General features: G+C 43.8%; 14 protein-coding genes, 5 tRNA genes and 1 rRNA gene. 17 read left to right on the plus strand and 3 right to left on the minus strand.

The features are described 5' to 3' along the window. The first annotated feature begins 104 nt into the window (after window positions 1–104). Window positions 105–220: ribosomal RNA gene (rrf, locus tag WAX86_RS01085) — 5S ribosomal RNA — on the plus strand. Between the two features lie 42 nt (window positions 221–262). Continuing rightward, window positions 263–339, plus strand: a tRNA-Asp gene (locus tag WAX86_RS01090). Between the two features lie 541 nt (window positions 340–880). Here the strand turns inward: WAX86_RS01090 and WAX86_RS01095 are convergent. The 3 genes from WAX86_RS01095 to WAX86_RS01105 all read right to left on the minus strand — a co-directional run bounded on the left by WAX86_RS01095 (window position 881) and on the right by WAX86_RS01105 (window position 3,424). Next, window positions 881–1,519 carry an isochorismatase family protein gene (locus tag WAX86_RS01095; protein WP_081283030.1) on the minus strand — a complete coding sequence of 213 codons (639 nt, stop codon included), beginning with the start codon at window positions 1,517–1,519 and terminating at the stop codon, window positions 881–883. 10 nt (window positions 1,520–1,529) lie between these two features. Then, entirely contained in the window at window positions 1,530–2,879 is a 1,350-nt protein-coding gene (pssA, locus tag WAX86_RS01100) for a CDP-diacylglycerol--serine O-phosphatidyltransferase (RefSeq protein ID WP_005301868.1), read from the minus strand. A gap of 116 nt (window positions 2,880–2,995) precedes the next feature. Further along, window positions 2,996–3,424, minus strand: a complete 429-nt coding sequence (locus WAX86_RS01105) for a GNAT family N-acetyltransferase (RefSeq protein ID WP_036764550.1) — start codon at window positions 3,422–3,424, stop codon at window positions 2,996–2,998. A 75-nt stretch (window positions 3,425–3,499) separates the two neighbouring features. On the opposite strand from WAX86_RS01105, the gene murB reads away from it, so the two are divergent. The 15 genes from murB (at window position 3,500) to rpoB (ending at window position 15,813) form a co-directional block, all read left to right on the plus strand. Beyond that, window positions 3,500–4,537 carry a UDP-N-acetylmuramate dehydrogenase gene (murB, locus tag WAX86_RS01110; protein WP_239974638.1) on the plus strand — a complete coding sequence of 346 codons (1,038 nt, stop codon included), beginning with the start codon at window positions 3,500–3,502 and terminating at the stop codon, window positions 4,535–4,537. Further along, window positions 4,534–5,490 carry a bifunctional biotin--[acetyl-CoA-carboxylase] ligase/biotin operon repressor BirA gene (gene birA, locus WAX86_RS01115; RefSeq protein WP_238071483.1) on the plus strand — a complete coding sequence of 319 codons (957 nt, stop codon included), beginning with the start codon at window positions 4,534–4,536 and terminating at the stop codon, window positions 5,488–5,490. Before murB ends, birA begins: the two co-directional genes overlap by 4 nt. After that, window positions 5,490–6,224, plus strand: coding sequence for a type III pantothenate kinase (locus WAX86_RS01120; RefSeq protein ID WP_044179117.1), 735 nt, complete (start codon window positions 5,490–5,492; stop codon window positions 6,222–6,224). Before birA ends, WAX86_RS01120 begins: the two co-directional genes overlap by 1 nt. A gap of 96 nt (window positions 6,225–6,320) precedes the next feature. Next, window positions 6,321–6,396: transfer RNA gene (locus tag WAX86_RS01125), tRNA-Thr, on the plus strand. Between the two features lie 15 nt (window positions 6,397–6,411). Then, window positions 6,412–6,496: transfer RNA gene (locus WAX86_RS01130), tRNA-Tyr, on the plus strand. Window positions 6,497–6,533: 37 nt separating this feature from the next. Next, window positions 6,534–6,608 (plus strand) — tRNA-Gly (locus WAX86_RS01135). A gap of 10 nt (window positions 6,609–6,618) precedes the next feature. Beyond that, window positions 6,619–6,694: transfer RNA gene (locus tag WAX86_RS01140), tRNA-Thr, on the plus strand. 100 nt (window positions 6,695–6,794) lie between these two features. After that, complete coding sequence (gene tuf / locus WAX86_RS01145; protein WP_069107610.1) at window positions 6,795–7,979, plus strand: elongation factor Tu; 1,185 nt, start codon at window positions 6,795–6,797, stop codon at window positions 7,977–7,979. 236 nt (window positions 7,980–8,215) lie between these two features. Beyond that, window positions 8,216–8,599 carry a preprotein translocase subunit SecE gene (gene secE, locus WAX86_RS01150; RefSeq protein ID WP_005301853.1) on the plus strand — a complete coding sequence of 128 codons (384 nt, stop codon included), beginning with the start codon at window positions 8,216–8,218 and terminating at the stop codon, window positions 8,597–8,599. An 11-nt stretch (window positions 8,600–8,610) separates the two neighbouring features. Continuing rightward, window positions 8,611–9,156, plus strand: coding sequence for a transcription termination/antitermination protein NusG (gene nusG / locus WAX86_RS01155; protein WP_036764546.1), 546 nt, complete (start codon window positions 8,611–8,613; stop codon window positions 9,154–9,156). 125 nt (window positions 9,157–9,281) lie between these two features. Then, a complete protein-coding gene (gene rplK / locus WAX86_RS01160; protein WP_005301848.1) occupies window positions 9,282–9,710 on the plus strand; it encodes a 50S ribosomal protein L11 in 429 nt (142 codons plus the stop codon). Window positions 9,711–9,714: 4 nt separating this feature from the next. Further along, window positions 9,715–10,419 (plus strand): 50S ribosomal protein L1, encoded by a 705-nt coding sequence (rplA, locus tag WAX86_RS01165; RefSeq protein ID WP_044179122.1) that lies wholly within the window; start codon window positions 9,715–9,717, stop codon window positions 10,417–10,419. 223 nt (window positions 10,420–10,642) lie between these two features. After that, window positions 10,643–11,137 (plus strand): 50S ribosomal protein L10, encoded by a 495-nt coding sequence (gene rplJ, locus WAX86_RS01170; protein WP_005301842.1) that lies wholly within the window; start codon window positions 10,643–10,645, stop codon window positions 11,135–11,137. 59 nt (window positions 11,138–11,196) lie between these two features. Next, the gene (gene rplL, locus WAX86_RS01175) at window positions 11,197–11,562 is read left to right on the plus strand and encodes a 50S ribosomal protein L7/L12 (RefSeq protein ID WP_044179125.1); all 366 of its coding nucleotides are present in this window, start codon (window positions 11,197–11,199) and stop codon (window positions 11,560–11,562) included. A gap of 225 nt (window positions 11,563–11,787) precedes the next feature. Then, entirely contained in the window at window positions 11,788–15,813 is a 4,026-nt protein-coding gene (gene rpoB, locus WAX86_RS01180; RefSeq protein ID WP_005301835.1) for a DNA-directed RNA polymerase subunit beta, read from the plus strand. Window positions 15,814–15,829: the final 16 nt, after the last annotated feature.

The following is a 15,829-nucleotide window of genomic DNA, read 5'->3' on the forward strand; positions in this document are numbered from 1 at the left end:
CCAAGGGGTTTTATCGGACTCCACAAACACTTGAATGTAAGTTTGAGAACCAGTTAACTTTCCCAGATTGCTATTTCAAGCACTGCTTGAAATAAACGAATTTGCTTGGCGACCTTAGCGCTGTGGTCCCACCTGAATCCATGCCGAACTCAGAAGTGAAACGCAGCAGCGCCGATGGTAGTGTGGGGTCTCCCCATGTGAGAGTAGGACATCGCCAAGCGCCCAATTTAAACTATCGTACTGAACATACGGTAGTTTGAGTGGAGCGGTAGTTCAGTTGGTTAGAATACCGGCCTGTCACGCCGGGGGTCGCGGGTTCGAGTCCCGTCCGCTCCGCCACTTATTTAGAAAAGCCTGATTCAAAAGAGTCAGGCTTTTTTTCGTTATATGCTTTATAAATAAAATATAGATGGAAGTTGAGCGGTAGTTCAGTTGGTTTGCTTTTTGTTTAAGAGCAAGCCGGCCTGTCACGCCGGGGGGCGCGCTGATGTTCGGTATAGCAGTCCCGTCCGCTCCGCCACTTATTTAGAAAAAGCCTGACTCGAAAGAGTCAGGCTTTTTTTCGTTACATGCTTTATAAATAAAATATAGATGGAAGTTGAGCGGTAGTTCAGTTGGTTTGCTTTTTGTTTAAGAGCAAGCCGGCCTGTCACGCCGGGGGCGCGCTGATGTTCGGTATAGCAGTCCCGTCCGCTCTGCCACTTATTTAGAGAAAGCCTGATTCGAAAGAGTCAGGTTTTTTTCGTTTAGCTAAAACTAGTTATATTTATCTATCAATCCTTAATCTTGTTCCATTAAGTAACTGCTCTAACTTAAGCTTTTGTTTAAGAACAAAAAAAGCCCCTATAAAGGAGCTTTAGTAAGAATATCTATTAATCGCCTACTTATTTGTTAACAATGCTGAAAGCTCATCGATACTATGAACGCACTCTATACCAGCTTGTTGCATTTCTTTTATTGCAGAGTCTATTGTTTCTGCTGCAATGCCTCGGCAAGCACTTAAATTAACGATAACCCGAAAAGAATTGGTCTGTTGCAATTGAATGGCTGTGGTTTTAACACAATAATCGGTAGCTAAACCGCCAATTAGCAATGTATCCACCTTATGCTGCAGCAACCATTCAATTAGCCCTGTACTGAGTTCTTCAGCTAGATCATGATAACAAGCGCCATAAGGATGAAGGTCTGGCTCAATACCTTTCCAGATAACATGGTCATAATCAGTTACTTTAGGCAGACCTGGAATGACTTCAAAGCCTTGAGTTCCAGGTACGGCATGCGCAACCCAGGTTAAGTCTGCATTAGGGTGTGATAGAGGGTGCAACATCTCTTCATGTGTGTCGACAACCCAGAGCGCATTCTTAGGATGAGCATCTTTGGTTAAGACTCGATATTGAGCAAAGCTGGCCTGTAGGTTCAGAGTATCGGCAATAGTATCGCCTTCGTGTACTGGTAGCTCATTGGGACACAATGGGGTAAAAGTCTGTTGAGGGTCGACATCTATTGCCGCAATAATCATCACTATTTCCTTATAGGATCTGATTTAAAATGTGGTCAGCTTTCACTCTACGAATTCGTTTGATGAGCTTTTGAACTTGAAGTGGATAGCTATCAATCTTATCGATGCACTTATAACTGCCAATCAATTGAGTATGATTTAAGATGCAAGCAAGCTCTTGTTCTTTTTGTTCAAGTAATAGCTGATTTTTATCATGGATTAAGATGGCATTTTCTAGATCCAATTTCCATGCTCGAGGATTTAAATTATTTCCGGTAACCAGCATGTAGGTTTTATCTACCCAGATACCTTTTAGATGGAAGCTATTGTCAGCATGTTTCCAAAGGTGGATTGCCAGTTGACGACGAGCTATTGCCGCTTCATTCTGCTTGGCAAAATGGCGAAGGTTTACCTCATAAAGATAAGGTAGGCCTGCAATCGTTTTAAAAGGCTCTGATGGCGGAATATAAAAGTCATTTGCCGTCTTATCACCAACAACGATTGTTACCTTTACTCCACGGCGTAGAGCTCGTTTTACTTCTTTATTAATGCTTCGAGGGAAGTTGAAGTAAGGTGTACAAATAGTGAGTTCAGTTTTTGCGCTCGCAATTAATGTACAGATTTGTTGATTGAGGCGATTTTTCTTTTTGCCTAAACCAACAAGAGGAGTTAAGCCAACCTCATCATCTTGTATTCTGTCGCCATCGAATTGATAAGCTGCGCGCTGAAGGTTGATACGGAAATCGCGGATTGCACCTTTCAGTGATTTAGTATCTGGTCGATGTTCTTGGCTTAGACAGTTAACGGCATCACTATTTACTAAATTATCTAAGACAAAACTTGCCATTGTATCTGCTAACTTAGCATTGTGGATTACATGATAGCGGTCATAACGGTAACGCTCATGTTCTGCAAGATAGACATCATTAAGACTCGCACCGCTATAGATAACCTTGTCATCAATAATAAAGCCTTTAAGGTGTAGTACACCAAATACTTCACGGTTACGAACTGGTACACCCAGAATTTCAATGTTATGAGTGTACTTTTCTGAGAATTCTCGATAAAGAGCGGCATTACCATCAGACTTGGCCGCACCAATTAATCCTCGTTGTGCACGATGCCAATCAACCAGAACTTTAATATCAAGATCTGGATTTTGTTGTTTTGCTTCAAATAGAGCCGTCAGAATTTTTCGACCTGCATCATCATCTTGAAGATAAAGAGCAACTAAATAGATGCGATGTTTTGCCTGTGATATTTCTTGTAGCAGGCGCTCTCTAAAAGACGATGCATCAAATAGGGTTTCTAAATTTTCTGGCTTATGTGCAATACATGGCAAATGCTCAATGCGTTGCGTATTAGCAATAGCTGAATCCATTTATCGCCTCTTTGTTCGCGATCTAATCATTAGTAATTCAAAGTTAAGGGAGCAAGTATACCAGAAAAATAGCTCAGTCAATCTTTCTGGTGAGCTCAGCATGCTAGATCTGGGATTTAACTACCATTCTTATACAGCATAGGAACCAATTTTTTACCACTACTGTAACGCTCAAATCGTTGTTGCAAAGGATGAGGTAATTCACTGCTATCAATTGTGATAAACCCATTGCGTTGATAGAAACCTTCAAGTTCATAGAGAGCAAAGCAATAACAAGGATACAACTCTAACTGTTCAGAAAGATGGTATAAGAATTGGCTAGCAATATTTTTTCTTCGATGCTGGCTATGTACAACCATTCCGGTTAAGAGTTGTGATTCTTCGATCACTTTAAAACGAACCGCTGCGATTAAGGTGCCATTTTGTTCACCAACCCAGATAATTTCATCTCGTTTAGCTTTACCTGCGGGATAATGATCTTTGTATAATTTGTTCACAAGAGGAAAGCGTAATGTCTCTAGTTTGTGAAATTCTGGTGTATTCATAGGAAAAGCACTGCGTCATGACGTTGATTCGGTTAAAATATGCCGATTAGTATAAAGGTACGGTCTAAAAATCGCATGAATCAATTACACGATACTGGGCTAGCGCCTTATCACACTTTTGGAATTGACGCGCAAGCTTCTATGATTATCGAAGCAACTAGTGCTGAAGATTTTATTACATTGTGGCAAGACCCTGCATACAGTCAATCTCCTAAGCTTGTTGTCGGCCAAGGTAGTAACTTACTATTTTGTGAAGATTACCAAGGAATTGTGGTCTTAAATCGTCTTAAGGGCATTAATGTATCAGAGGATGCACAAGCTTATCATCTGCATGTTGCCGGTGGTGAAGACTGGCACCAATTAGTGAAGTGGACCGTAGAGAACAACATGCCAGGATTGGAGAATTTGGCATTGATCCCAGGTTGTGTCGGTTCATCGCCAATTCAAAATATCGGTGCTTACGGTAAAGAGTTAAAAGATCTGTGTGAGTATGTCGATGTTTTAAATGTACTGACAGGGAAGATTTCGCGTCTGAGCGCTGCTGAATGTTTATTTGGTTATCGTGATTCTATTTTTAAACATCAATTAAAAGATGATCACATCATTATCGCAGTTGGTTTAACGCTAAGCAAAGATTGGCAACCACAGATTGGTTACGGTCCATTAGCGCAGTTTGATCTTAAAACCGTAACGGCAAAAGAGATCTTTGACACCGTTTGTAATGTGCGTCTTGCTAAGCTGCCTAATCCTAAAGAACTGGGAAATGCGGGGAGCTTTTTCAAAAATCCTGTTATATCCAAACAGCAAGCTCAGCAGTTATTAGCAGAGCATTCTGATATGCCAAGTTATCCTGCTGGTGATGAAATCAAGTTAGCGGCAGGGTGGCTGATTGACCAATGTGGGCTGAAAGGTTTTACGATTGGTGGTGCTAAGGTTCATGAACAGCAAGCATTGGTACTCGTTAATACTGGTTCTGCTTCGGCGCAAGATGTCATGGCGTTGGCTCAACATGTTGTGAGTTGTGTTTATAAGCAGTTTGGTGTCGAGCTTGAGCATGAAGTTCGCTTTATGGCTAAATCTAGTGAAACCTGTTTAGCAAAGGCTCTGCAATGAAAGAGCATGCATCAAAGTTAAAGTTAATCAGTTTGCTGGCAGATGGTCAGTTCCATTCCGGTGAAGCTTTAGGGGAAGCTTTGGGCATTTCACGTGCCGCGATTAGCAAGCAGATTAAAGTGTTGCAAAGCTGGGGATTGGATATTTATCGGATTCAAGGGCGAGGTTATTGTTTAGCAAAATCGATAACACTATTAGATAAGGGGGATATTTTATCTCACTGTATCTGCTCTAACTTAGATGTGATTCCTGTCATTGATTCGACCAACCAATATTTATTAGACCGAGTAGGGCAATTACCATCGGGAGCCGTTTGTCTTGCTGAATACCAACAAGCAGGTAGGGGACGGCGTGGTCGTCAATGGCTATCTCCTTTTGGTAGCAATCTGTATATGTCGATGTATTGGCGTCTAGATGCTGGTGTGGCTGCTGCTATGGGACTTAGCTTAGTTGTTGGGGTTGCCATTGCAGAGACATTACAGTCGATGGGGGCTGAGCGCATTAAAGTTAAATGGCCAAATGATATTTACTGTGATGATAAAAAGGTTGCTGGCATCTTAGTTGAAATGGTTGGTCAAGCCGGTGATGCAGCCCACCTTATTATTGGTATGGGACTGAACATATCGATGCCAGAGCAGCAGCACATTGATCAAGCGTGGACAAACTTGACCGATTGCTGTGAGCAGACTATCGAGAGAAACCAACTTGCAGCGCGATTAATCACTCAATTAACAAAAACTTTGCAAGATTATGAACATTATGGCCTTGCTGGTTTTGTCGAACGTTGGAATAAGGTCGATAACTTTATCGATCGTCCAGTTAAACTGCTGTTAGGCGAGCAAGTTATTGAAGGTATTGCACGAGGAATTAATGATACTGGTGCTCTACTATTAGAAACTGAAGCTGGGATTACGCCTTATATTGGTGGTGAAATCAGCCTTAGAGGTTGTTAATGCAATTACTTATTGAAGCGGGCAATACTTATGTCAAAGTTGCCCAATTATTTAAAAATGGTCAGTTAGAATTATTAGGCAAATACTCTAGCCGTAAATTAGAAATGGTTTTAGAGCCTTTGCTTGATAAAAAAGAAATTCATCGCATCGTTTTTGCGAGTGTTGGGCCAGTTGAAATAGATAACTCTATTCAGCGAATTTCTCAACTTTCTAATATTCCAGTAATACAAGTAAAAACTCCAAGCCATGATTTTGGGGTGAAAAATGCCTATAGTGAGTATCAATATTTAGGTATCGATCGTTGGCTAACTTTGGTTGCAATTCATCAAAGCTATCAACAGCCAACTGTGATTGTTGATATCGGTACCGCACTGACGTTTGATGTATTAGCAGAAGACGGAACGCATTTGGGGGGATGGATCGCCCCAGGTTATCAACTAATGATGAAATCGGTATTAGAAAATACAACCAAGGTTTTTTCTGATCGTGACCATGTCGATTCCTTAGAGCTTGCAACTAATACTGCTGATGGTCTTAAGAATGGTTGCCGGGCCGCTTTACTTGGGCTTATTGAGTATGGCTTGAAACAGGCCCATGAGAATTTAGGGGTAGAGCCTCATGTTATTTTGTGTGGTGGCGGTGTGATTCATTTACCTAAAAAGTGGGCGCAACAGTACACACATCGTTCTGATTTGGTGTTAGAAGGCTTAGCCTTGTATGCAAAACATCGTTAGTGGCGAAAAAAGCAACATTTGAAGCTAAAATCAAAAAAAAAAGGTGCTGAGCTATTGCCAGAGATTTCAACCTTATCTAAAATGCGCAGCACTTAAGCCGACTTAGCTCAGTAGGTAGAGCAACTGACTTGTAATCAGTAGGTCACCAGTTCGATTCCGGTAGTCGGCACCAGTTTCAAAAAATTTTGGTGGGGTTCCCGAGTGGCCAAAGGGAGCAGACTGTAAATCTGCCGGCACTGCCTTCGAAGGTTCGAATCCTTCCCCCACCACCATTTTCAAGTGATTGATAGCTCTACGAGTGACGAATTTGCGGGCATCGTATAATGGCTATTACCTCAGCCTTCCAAGCTGATGATGCGGGTTCGATTCCCGCTGCCCGCTCCACACTTCGTGTGCTGATATAGCTCAGTCGGTAGAGCGCACCCTTGGTAAGGGTGAGGTCGGCAGTTCAAATCTGCCTATCAGCACCACTCCTCGACGCTTTCTCCCATTTGTTTATATAAAACTCTACAAACCCATGATCGGTTGTGGTCGTAATGCCACTAACTACCGTGCATTTGAGGGACTATCATGTCTAAAGAAAAATTTGAACGTACGAAACCGCACGTTAACGTTGGTACAATCGGCCACGTTGACCACGGTAAAACAACTCTAACTGCTGCAATCTGTACTGTACTTTCTAAAGTATACGGCGGTGCTGCTCGTGACTTCGCATCAATCGATAACGCTCCAGAAGAGCGTGAGCGCGGTATCACAATCTCTACTTCTCACGTAGAGTACGATACTCCAACTCGTCACTACGCACACGTTGACTGTCCTGGACACGCCGATTATGTTAAAAACATGATCACTGGTGCTGCTCAGATGGACGGTGGTATCCTAGTTGTTGCTGCAACTGATGGCCCTATGCCACAGACTCGTGAGCACATCCTACTTGGTCGTCAGGTTGGTATCCCTTACATCATCGTATTCATGAACAAGTGTGACATGGTTGATGATGAAGAACTACTTGAGCTAGTAGAAATGGAAGTTCGTGAACTTCTATCTGAGTACGACTTCCCAGGTGATGATTGCCCAGTAATCATGGGTTCTGCACTTGGCGCACTAAACGGCGAAGAGCAGTGGGAAGCAAAAGTTGTTGAACTAGCAGAAGCTCTAGACAACTACATCCCAGAGCCAGAGCGTGCTATCGATAAGCCGTTCATTCTTCCAATCGAAGACGTATTCTCAATCCAAGGCCGTGGTACTGTTGTAACTGGTCGTGTTGAGCAAGGTATCATCACTGTTGGTGACGAAGTAGAAATCGTTGGTATCAAACCAACTACTAAGACTACTTGTACTGGCGTTGAGATGTTCCGTAAGCTTCTAGACGAAGGCCGTGCTGGTGAGAACGTTGGTGTTCTTCTACGTGGTACTAAGCGTGACGAAGTTGAGCGTGGTCAAGTTCTAGCTAAGCCTGGTTCAATCACTCCACACACTACTTTCACTTCAGAAATCTATGTTCTTTCTAAAGATGAAGGCGGTCGTCACACTCCATTCTTCAAAGGTTACCGTCCACAGTTCTACTTCCGTACAACTGACGTAACTGGTACTATCGAGCTACCAGAAGGCGTTGAAATGGTAATGCCTGGTGATAACATCTCTATGACTGTTACTCTAATCGCTCCTATCGCGATGGATGAAGGTCTACGCTTCGCAATCCGTGAAGGTGGCCGTACAGTTGGTGCTGGTGTTGTTGCTACAATCATCGCTTAATTTGCGGTTTCCGAGCACAGTTCGTCGAATTAACGTTTGACGAGCATGCACAAAAAAGGGCATCATCTGATGCCCTTTTTCTGCGTTTCTGTTTTGAATAGTGTAAATAATGTTCAAAATAGCGTAGAGTTAACGATAGAGTGATGAAGTTTCAAGGATTTTGCGTCCCTTCGTCTTAGACCTCGCATCAGCGGGGTAATTTTCGTCTATATTAAGACTAGTTACAGGTTGGTTGTATGAACGCGAATGCCGAGAACGAAAACCAAGAAAGCCAAAGCAAAATGGATGGCCTTAAGTGGCTCGTCGTTTTTGCTTTGCTAGCCGCCGCAGTGGTTGGTAATTACCTGTACAGTGATGTTTCTGTTGTGCTTCGTGTATCTGGTATAGTTGCATTAGTTGCAATTGCTGGTATTACTGCTGCATTTACAGCAAAAGGTAAAGCCGCGATTACGTTTGCTCGTGAAGCGCGCATGGAAGTCCGCAAAGTGGTATGGCCTACTCGTCAGGAAGCTACGCAGACAACCTTTATCGTACTAGCAGTCACTGTAGTTATGGCGTTAGCCCTTTGGGGGATTGACGGCATTATGGTCCGTTTAGTGCGCCTAGTTACTGGCGTATGAGGTAAGTATTCATGAGCGAAGCTCCAAAAAAACGATGGTATGTAGTGCAGGCCTTTTCTGGTTTTGAAGGTCGAGTAGCACAATCACTACGTGAGCACATCAAAATGCATGGCATGGAAGAGTACTTTGAAGAAGTGCTTGTGCCTACAGAAGAAGTTGTGGAAGTTCGTGCTGGTCAGCGCCGCAAGAGCGAGCGTAAATTCTTCCCAGGTTACGTGCTTGTACAAATGGTGATGAATGATGAAACATGGCACCTAGTACGTAGTATCCCTCGTGTAATGGGGTTCATCGGCGGTACTTCAGATCGTCCAGCTCCGATTTCTGATAAAGAAGCGGATGCGATTCTGAACCGTCTACAGAAAGCTAGTGAATCACCAGTACATAAAACAGTATTTGAGCCAGGCGAAGTTGTTCGTGTTACTGATGGCCCATTTGCTGACTTCAACGGTGTGGTTGAGGAAGTGGATTACGATAAGAGCCGTGTTAAGGTTTCTGTCTCTATCTTCGGCCGTGCAACACCAGTTGAGCTTGAGTTTGGTCAAGTAGAAAAGAACTGATCAATAAATAAGCACACAGTCTTGTCAAGGGCGTAGAATTGATCTACAATTCTGCGCCCTTTCGTTAGACGGGGAGTCTATTTGTTTCTAAATAGACGCTTGAACCCAAAAATAGGTATATAGCAATGGCTAAAAAAGTAGAAGCTTACATCAAGCTGCAAGTTGCAGCTGGTATGGCAAACCCAAGTCCACCAGTTGGTCCAGCTCTTGGTCAACACGGTGTGAACATCATGGAATTCTGTAAAGCGTTCAACGCTAAGACTGACTCTCTAGAGAAAGGTCTTCCAACTCCAGTAGTTATTACAGTATACAGTGACCGTTCTTTCACTTTCATCACTAAGACTCCACCTGCTGCTGTTCTTCTTAAGAAAGCTGCTGGCGTTAAGTCTGGCTCTGGCCGTCCTAACACTGAGAAAGTTGGTACTGTAACTGAAGCTCAGATCCAAGAGATCGCTGAGACTAAAGCTGCAGACATGACTGGTGCTGACATTGAAGCTATGAAGCGTTCAATTGCTGGTACTGCTCGCTCAATGGGCCTAGTGGTAGAGGGTTAATAGAATGGCTAAACTGACTAAGCGCATGCGCGTGATCCGTGAGAAAGTTGATGTAACTCGTGAATACGATATCAACGAAGCTGTTGCTCTTCTAAAAGAACTAGCTACTGCTAAGTTCGTAGAAAGTGTTGACGTAGCTGTTAACCTTGGCATTGATGCACGTAAATCAGACCAAAACGTACGTGGTGCAACTGTACTACCAAACGGTACTGGTCGTGACATCCGTGTTGCTGTATTTACTCAAGGCGCTAACGCAGAAGCTGCGAAAGAAGCTGGCGCTGAGCTAGTAGGTATGGAAGATCTTGCTGAGCAAGTTAAGAAAGGCGAAATGAACTTCGACGTAGTTATCGCATCTCCAGATGCAATGCGCGTTGTAGGTCAGCTTGGTACTATTCTTGGTCCTCGCGGTCTTATGCCAAACCCTAAAGTTGGTACTGTAACTCCTAACGTTGCTGAAGCTGTTAAGAACGCTAAAGCAGGTCAGGTTCGTTACCGTAACGACAAGAACGGTATCATTCACACTACTATCGGTAAAGTGAGCTTTGATGCTGCTCAACTTAAAGAGAACCTAGAAGCACTTCTAGTTGCTCTTAAGCGTGCAAAACCATCTTCAGCTAAAGGTACTTTCATCAAGAAAGTAAGCATCTCTACTACTATGGGTGCTGGTGTAGCTGTTGATCAAAACACGCTAGAAACTAACGCAAACTAATTGCGGAAGCGTCAGATTACTGTATAATCTGGCGTTTCAGAATTCGTGGCTGAGGTCGTCTTTTCGACCTCCGTCAAAGACCGTAGGCGTTCATTAGAACTTAATATTACCTACGTAGACGGTGCCAGAACATGATTGATTTATATCTTTCAAGGATCTGCGCCGTACAAGCTCTTCTTATCTTATATAAGAAGTGGTGTAAATAAAACCAGGAGCAAATCCAATGGCATTAAATCTTCAAGACAAAAAAGCAATTGTTGCTGAAGTCAACGAAGCTGCCAATGGTGCCCTGTCTGCAGTTGTAGCTGACTCTCGCGGTGTTGCTGTAGGTGCGATGACTACTTTACGTAAACAAGCTCGTGAAAACGGCGTTTACCTAAAAGTTGTTCGTAACACCCTAGCACGTCGTGCTGTTGAAGGTACTGATTTCGAATGTCTACAAGACGTTTTCGTTGGTCCTTCACTAATCGGTTTCTCTAATGAGCACCCAGGTGCTGCAGCGCGTCTTTTCAAAGACTTCGCTAAAGAGAATAAAGATTTCGAGATCAAAGCTGCTGCATTCGAAGGCGCTATTGCTAACGTTGAAGTACTAGCAACTCTACCAACATACGACGAAGCTATCGCACGCCTAATGATGTGCATGAAAGAAGCGTCTGCTGGTAAACTTGTACGTACTATCGCTGCAGTACGTGATCAGAAAGAAGAAGCTGCTGCTTAATTGCAGAGTTTTATCTGATTACTATTTAAACTATTTGTTGACTTTTAAAGAGAATTGTTATGTCTATCACTAACGAGCAAATCCTAGACGCAGTTGCAGAAATGTCTGTAATGCAAGTTGTTGAACTAATCGAAGCTATGGAAGAGAAGTTCGGTGTTACTGCTGCAGCTGCAGTTGTAGCAGGCGGCGCAGCAGCAGAAGCTGCTGAAGAGCAAACTGAATTCGACGTAATCCTAACTGCTGCTGGCGCTAACAAAGTTGCTGTAATCAAAGCAGTACGTGGCGCAACTGGCCTAGGTCTTAAAGAAGCTAAAGCTGTAGTAGACGGCGCTCCAGCACCTCTAAAAGAAGGCGTTGAGAAAGCTGAAGCTGAAGCTCTTAAAGCTCAACTAGAAGAAGCTGGTGCTTCTGTTGAAATCAAATAATAACTATTTGATTTCATAGCCTTTTAAGGCTATTGGCTGGTGGCAAAAATGCCACCGGCCTTTTTGCGCTATAGGGTTGTGGTATTTTTCACCTTGTTTTGTACCCACAATCTACGCAAAAAATAGTTTGATACCTCAAGCTATTTCCTACCATAAACAATGATTAGTCACTGCCCAAAAGTTATAGTGGGTAGTTGGATCACTTATCAGCGATCTGAGGAACCTATGGTTTACTCTTATACCGAGAAAAAGCGTATCCGTAAGGATTTTGGTAAGCGTCCACAAGTTTTGGATGCACCATACTTGCTGTCGATCCAGCTTGATTCTTTCCAAAAATTCATCGAGCAGGATCCAGAAGGGCATTACGGTCTAGAAGCTGCTTTTCGCTCTGTTTTCCCTATCCAGAGCTACAATGGCAATTCCGAGCTGCAATACGTTAGCTATCGTCTCGGCGAGCCGGTCTTCGATGTGAAAGAATGTCAGATTCGTGGCGTTACTTACTCAGCTCCACTTCGTGTGAAGCTTCGTCTTGTTATGTATGATAAAGACGCGCCGGCTGGAACCGTAAAAGACATTAAAGAACAAGAAGTGTACATGGGTGAAATTCCACTCATGACTGATAACGGTACGTTCGTTATTAACGGAACCGAGAGGGTTATCGTATCCCAGTTGCACCGTAGCCCGGGTGTCTTCTTCGACAGCGATAAGGGTAAGACCCACTCCTCAGGTAAAGTGCTATATAACGCGCGCGTAATCCCATACCGTGGTTCATGGTTGGATTTCGAATTCGATCCTAAGGATAGTGTTTTTGTCCGTATCGACCGTCGTCGTAAGCTTCCTGCATCAATTATTCTACGTGCACTAGGTTACACTACAGATCAAATCCTTGACATGTTCTTCGAGAAAGTGAAGTTCGAAGTTCAAGGTAAATCTCTAGTGATGGAACTTGTTCCTGATCGCCTACGTGGTGAAACTGCAAGCTTTGATATCGAAGCTAACGGCACTGTATACGTAGAAAAAGGTCGTCGTATTACTGCTCGTCATATTCGTCAACTAGCGAAAGACGGCGTAGATCATATCGAAGTACCTGTTGAATACATCGTTGGCAAAGTTGCTGCTAAAGACTACGTTAACGAAGCAACTGGCGAACTGATTGCTGCTGCAAACCAAGAGCTAAGCCTAGAATCTCTAGCGCTATTGTCTCAGGCTGGCCACAAGTCTATTGAAGTTCTATTTACGAACGATCTAGACCACGGTCCATACATGTCTGATACGCTACGTATTGATAGCACAACAGACCGTCTAAGTGCGTTAGTAGAAATCTACCGCATGATGCGTCCTGGCGAGCCACCAACACGTGAAGCAGCAGAACAACTGTTTGAAAGCTTATTCTTCTCAGAAGAGCGTTACGATCTATCTGCTGTAGGTCGTATGAAGTTCAACAGTTCTCTACTTCGTGATGAGACTACAGGCCCAGGCACTCTAGACAACCAAGACATCATCGATGTGATGCGTAAGCTGATCGATATTCGTAACGGTAAAGGTGAAGTTGATGATATCGACCACCTTGGTAACCGTCGTATCCGTTCAGTTGGCGAAATGGCTGAGAACCAATTCCGCGTTGGTCTAGTTCGTGTTGAGCGTGCAGTTAAAGAGCGTCTAAGCCTTGGTGACCTTGATGCAATCATGCCTCAGGATCTTATCAACGCTAAGCCTATTTCTGCGGCAGTTAAAGAGTTCTTTGGCTCTTCTCAGCTGTCTCAGTTTATGGACCAGAACAACCCACTGTCAGAAGTTACTCACAAACGTCGTATCTCGGCGCTTGGTCCAGGTGGTCTGACTCGTGAGCGTGCTGGTTTCGAAGTTCGAGACGTTCACGCAACGCACTACGGTCGTCTATGTCCGATCGAAACGCCTGAAGGTCCAAACATCGGTTTGATCAACTCGCTATCTGTATTTGCGCGTTGTAACCCATACGGCTTCTTAGAAACTCCATACCGCAAAGTGGTAGATGGTAAAGTTTCTGAAGAGATCGAATACCTATCAGCAATTGAAGAAGGTCAATACGTTATTGCACAGGCAAACGCCGCGCTTAACGAAGATGGCTCTTTTGCTGATGAACTGATCACTGCTCGTCAGAAAGGTGATTCAGGTCTGCACCCACGTGACCATGTTCAGTACATGGACGTTGCAACTAACCAGGTTGTATCTGTGGCGGCATCTCTGATCCCATTCCTAGAACACAACGATGCTAACCGTGCCCTAATGGGTGCGAACATGCAACGTCAGGCAGTTCCAACTATCCGTGCTGATAAGCCGCTAGTAGGTACTGGTATTGAACGTCAAATCGGTGTTGATTCAGGTGTTACTGCCGTAGCTAAACGTGGTGGTCAAGTTCAGTTTGTAGATGCATCTCGTATCGTTATCAAAGTTAACGATGATGAGTTGATCCCTGGTGAAGCAGGTATCGATATCTACAACCTAACTAAATACACTCGTTCTAACCAGAACACATGTATTAACCAGCGTCCATGTGTAATGGTTGGTGAACCAGTTGCTCGTGGCGATGTGCTAGCTGATGGTCCATCAACAGACCTTGGTGAACTAGCGCTTGGTCAAAACATGCGTATCGCGTTCATGCCTTGGAACGGTTACAACTTCGAGGACTCCATCCTTGTTTCAGAGCGTGTTGTTCAGGAAGATCGCCTAACAACAATCCACATCCAAGAGCTTTCTTGTGTGGCGCGTGATACTAAGCTAGGTGCTGAAGAAATTACTGCCGATATCCCTAACGTGGGTGAAGCAGCACTTTCTAAGCTGGACGAATCAGGTATCGTTTACATTGGTGCTGAAGTTAAGGGTGGCGACATCCTAGTTGGTAAAGTGACACCTAAGGGTGAAACTCAGCTAACTCCTGAAGAGAAGCTACTACGTGCTATCTTCGGTGAAAAAGCGTCTGATGTTAAAGATTCATCTCTACGCGTTCCTGGTAGTGTGACTGGTACTGTTATCGACGTACAAGTATTCACTCGTGATGGCGTAGAAAAAGACAAGCGTGCTCTTGAAATCGAAGAGATGCAGCTAAAAGAAGCGAAGAAAGATCTTACAGAAGAATTCCAGATCCTTGAGGGTGGTCTTCTTGCTCGTGTTCGTACTCTTCTGCTTGCTTCTGGTTACAGTGAAGACAAAATTGCTTCAATGGACCGTGAGAAGCTATTTGCTCAGACTCTTGATGATGAAGCACTACAGAACCAGTTGGAACAGCTTGCAGAACAATATGATGAACTGAAAGCTGAGTTCGATAAGAAGTTTGAGACTAAGCGTCGTAAGATCACTCAAGGTGATGACCTAGCACCAGGCGTACTTAAGATTGTTAAAGTATACCTAGCTGTTAAGCGTCGTATTCAACCTGGTGATAAGATGGCGGGTCGTCACGGTAACAAGGGTGTTATCTCTAAGATCAACCCTGTTGAAGACATGCCGTACGATGAGAAAGGTCAAACTGTTGATATCGTACTGAACCCACTGGGCGTACCATCTCGTATGAACATCGGTCAGATCCTAGAGACTCACTTAGGTCTTGCGGCGAAAGGTATCGGTGACAAGATCAACGAGATGATGAAGCAGCAGCAGGAACTTCACAAGATTCGTGAATTCCTACAGCGTGTATACGATCTAGGCGATACTCGTCAGAAAGTAGACATTGCTCTGCTATCAGACGAAGAAGTGCTGACTCTTGCTCAGAACCTTCGTAAAGGTCTACCAATTGCAACACCTGTATTTGATGGTGCTCCAGAAGCGTCAATCAAAGAGTTGCTACAACTTGGTGATCTTCCATCGTCTGGTCAGCTTCAGTTGTTCGATGGCCGTACTGGTAATCCGTTTGAGCGTCCTGTAACTGTTGGTTACATGTACATGCTGAAACTGAACCACTTGGTTGACGATAAGATGCACGCCCGTTCTACCGGTTCTTACAGCCTTGTTACTCAGCAACCACTTGGTGGTAAAGCTCAGTTCGGTGGTCAGCGTTTCGGTGAGATGGAAGTGTGGGCGCTTGAAGCATATGGCGCAGCATATACTCTACAAGAGATGTTAACTGTTAAGTCGGATGACGTTAACGGCCGTACTAAGATGTATAAGAACATCGTTGACGGCGATCATCGTATGGAACCAGGTATGCCGGAATCATTCAACGTATTGTTGAAAGAAATCCGCTCGTTGGGTATTAACATCGAGCTGGAAGACGAATAAGTTAGACTAGTCATCT

It is taken from the genome of Photobacterium damselae subsp. damselae (assembly GCF_038086725.1).
Classification (GTDB): Bacteria; Pseudomonadota; Gammaproteobacteria; order Enterobacterales; family Vibrionaceae; genus Photobacterium; species Photobacterium damselae.

Coding starts and splice junctions, on each gene's coding strand:
- WAX86_RS01095 (WP_081283030.1), bottom strand. CDS start 1,519: ATGATTATTGCGGCAATAGATGTCGACCCTCAACAGACTTTTACCCCA.
- pssA (WP_005301868.1), bottom strand. CDS start 2,879: ATGGATTCAGCTATTGCTAATACGCAACGCATTGAGCATTTGCCATGT.
- WAX86_RS01105 (WP_036764550.1), bottom strand. CDS start 3,424: ATGAATACACCAGAATTTCACAAACTAGAGACATTACGCTTTCCTCTT.
- murB (WP_239974638.1), top strand. CDS start 3,500: ATGAATCAATTACACGATACTGGGCTAGCGCCTTATCACACTTTTGGA.
- birA (WP_238071483.1), top strand. CDS start 4,534: ATGAAAGAGCATGCATCAAAGTTAAAGTTAATCAGTTTGCTGGCAGAT.
- WAX86_RS01120 (WP_044179117.1), top strand. CDS start 5,490: ATGCAATTACTTATTGAAGCGGGCAATACTTATGTCAAAGTTGCCCAA.
- tuf (WP_069107610.1), top strand. CDS start 6,795: ATGTCTAAAGAAAAATTTGAACGTACGAAACCGCACGTTAACGTTGGT.
- secE (WP_005301853.1), top strand. CDS start 8,216: ATGAACGCGAATGCCGAGAACGAAAACCAAGAAAGCCAAAGCAAAATG.
- nusG (WP_036764546.1), top strand. CDS start 8,611: ATGAGCGAAGCTCCAAAAAAACGATGGTATGTAGTGCAGGCCTTTTCT.
- rplK (WP_005301848.1), top strand. CDS start 9,282: ATGGCTAAAAAAGTAGAAGCTTACATCAAGCTGCAAGTTGCAGCTGGT.
- rplA (WP_044179122.1), top strand. CDS start 9,715: ATGGCTAAACTGACTAAGCGCATGCGCGTGATCCGTGAGAAAGTTGAT.
- rplJ (WP_005301842.1), top strand. CDS start 10,643: ATGGCATTAAATCTTCAAGACAAAAAAGCAATTGTTGCTGAAGTCAAC.
- rplL (WP_044179125.1), top strand. CDS start 11,197: ATGTCTATCACTAACGAGCAAATCCTAGACGCAGTTGCAGAAATGTCT.
- rpoB (WP_005301835.1), top strand. CDS start 11,788: ATGGTTTACTCTTATACCGAGAAAAAGCGTATCCGTAAGGATTTTGGT.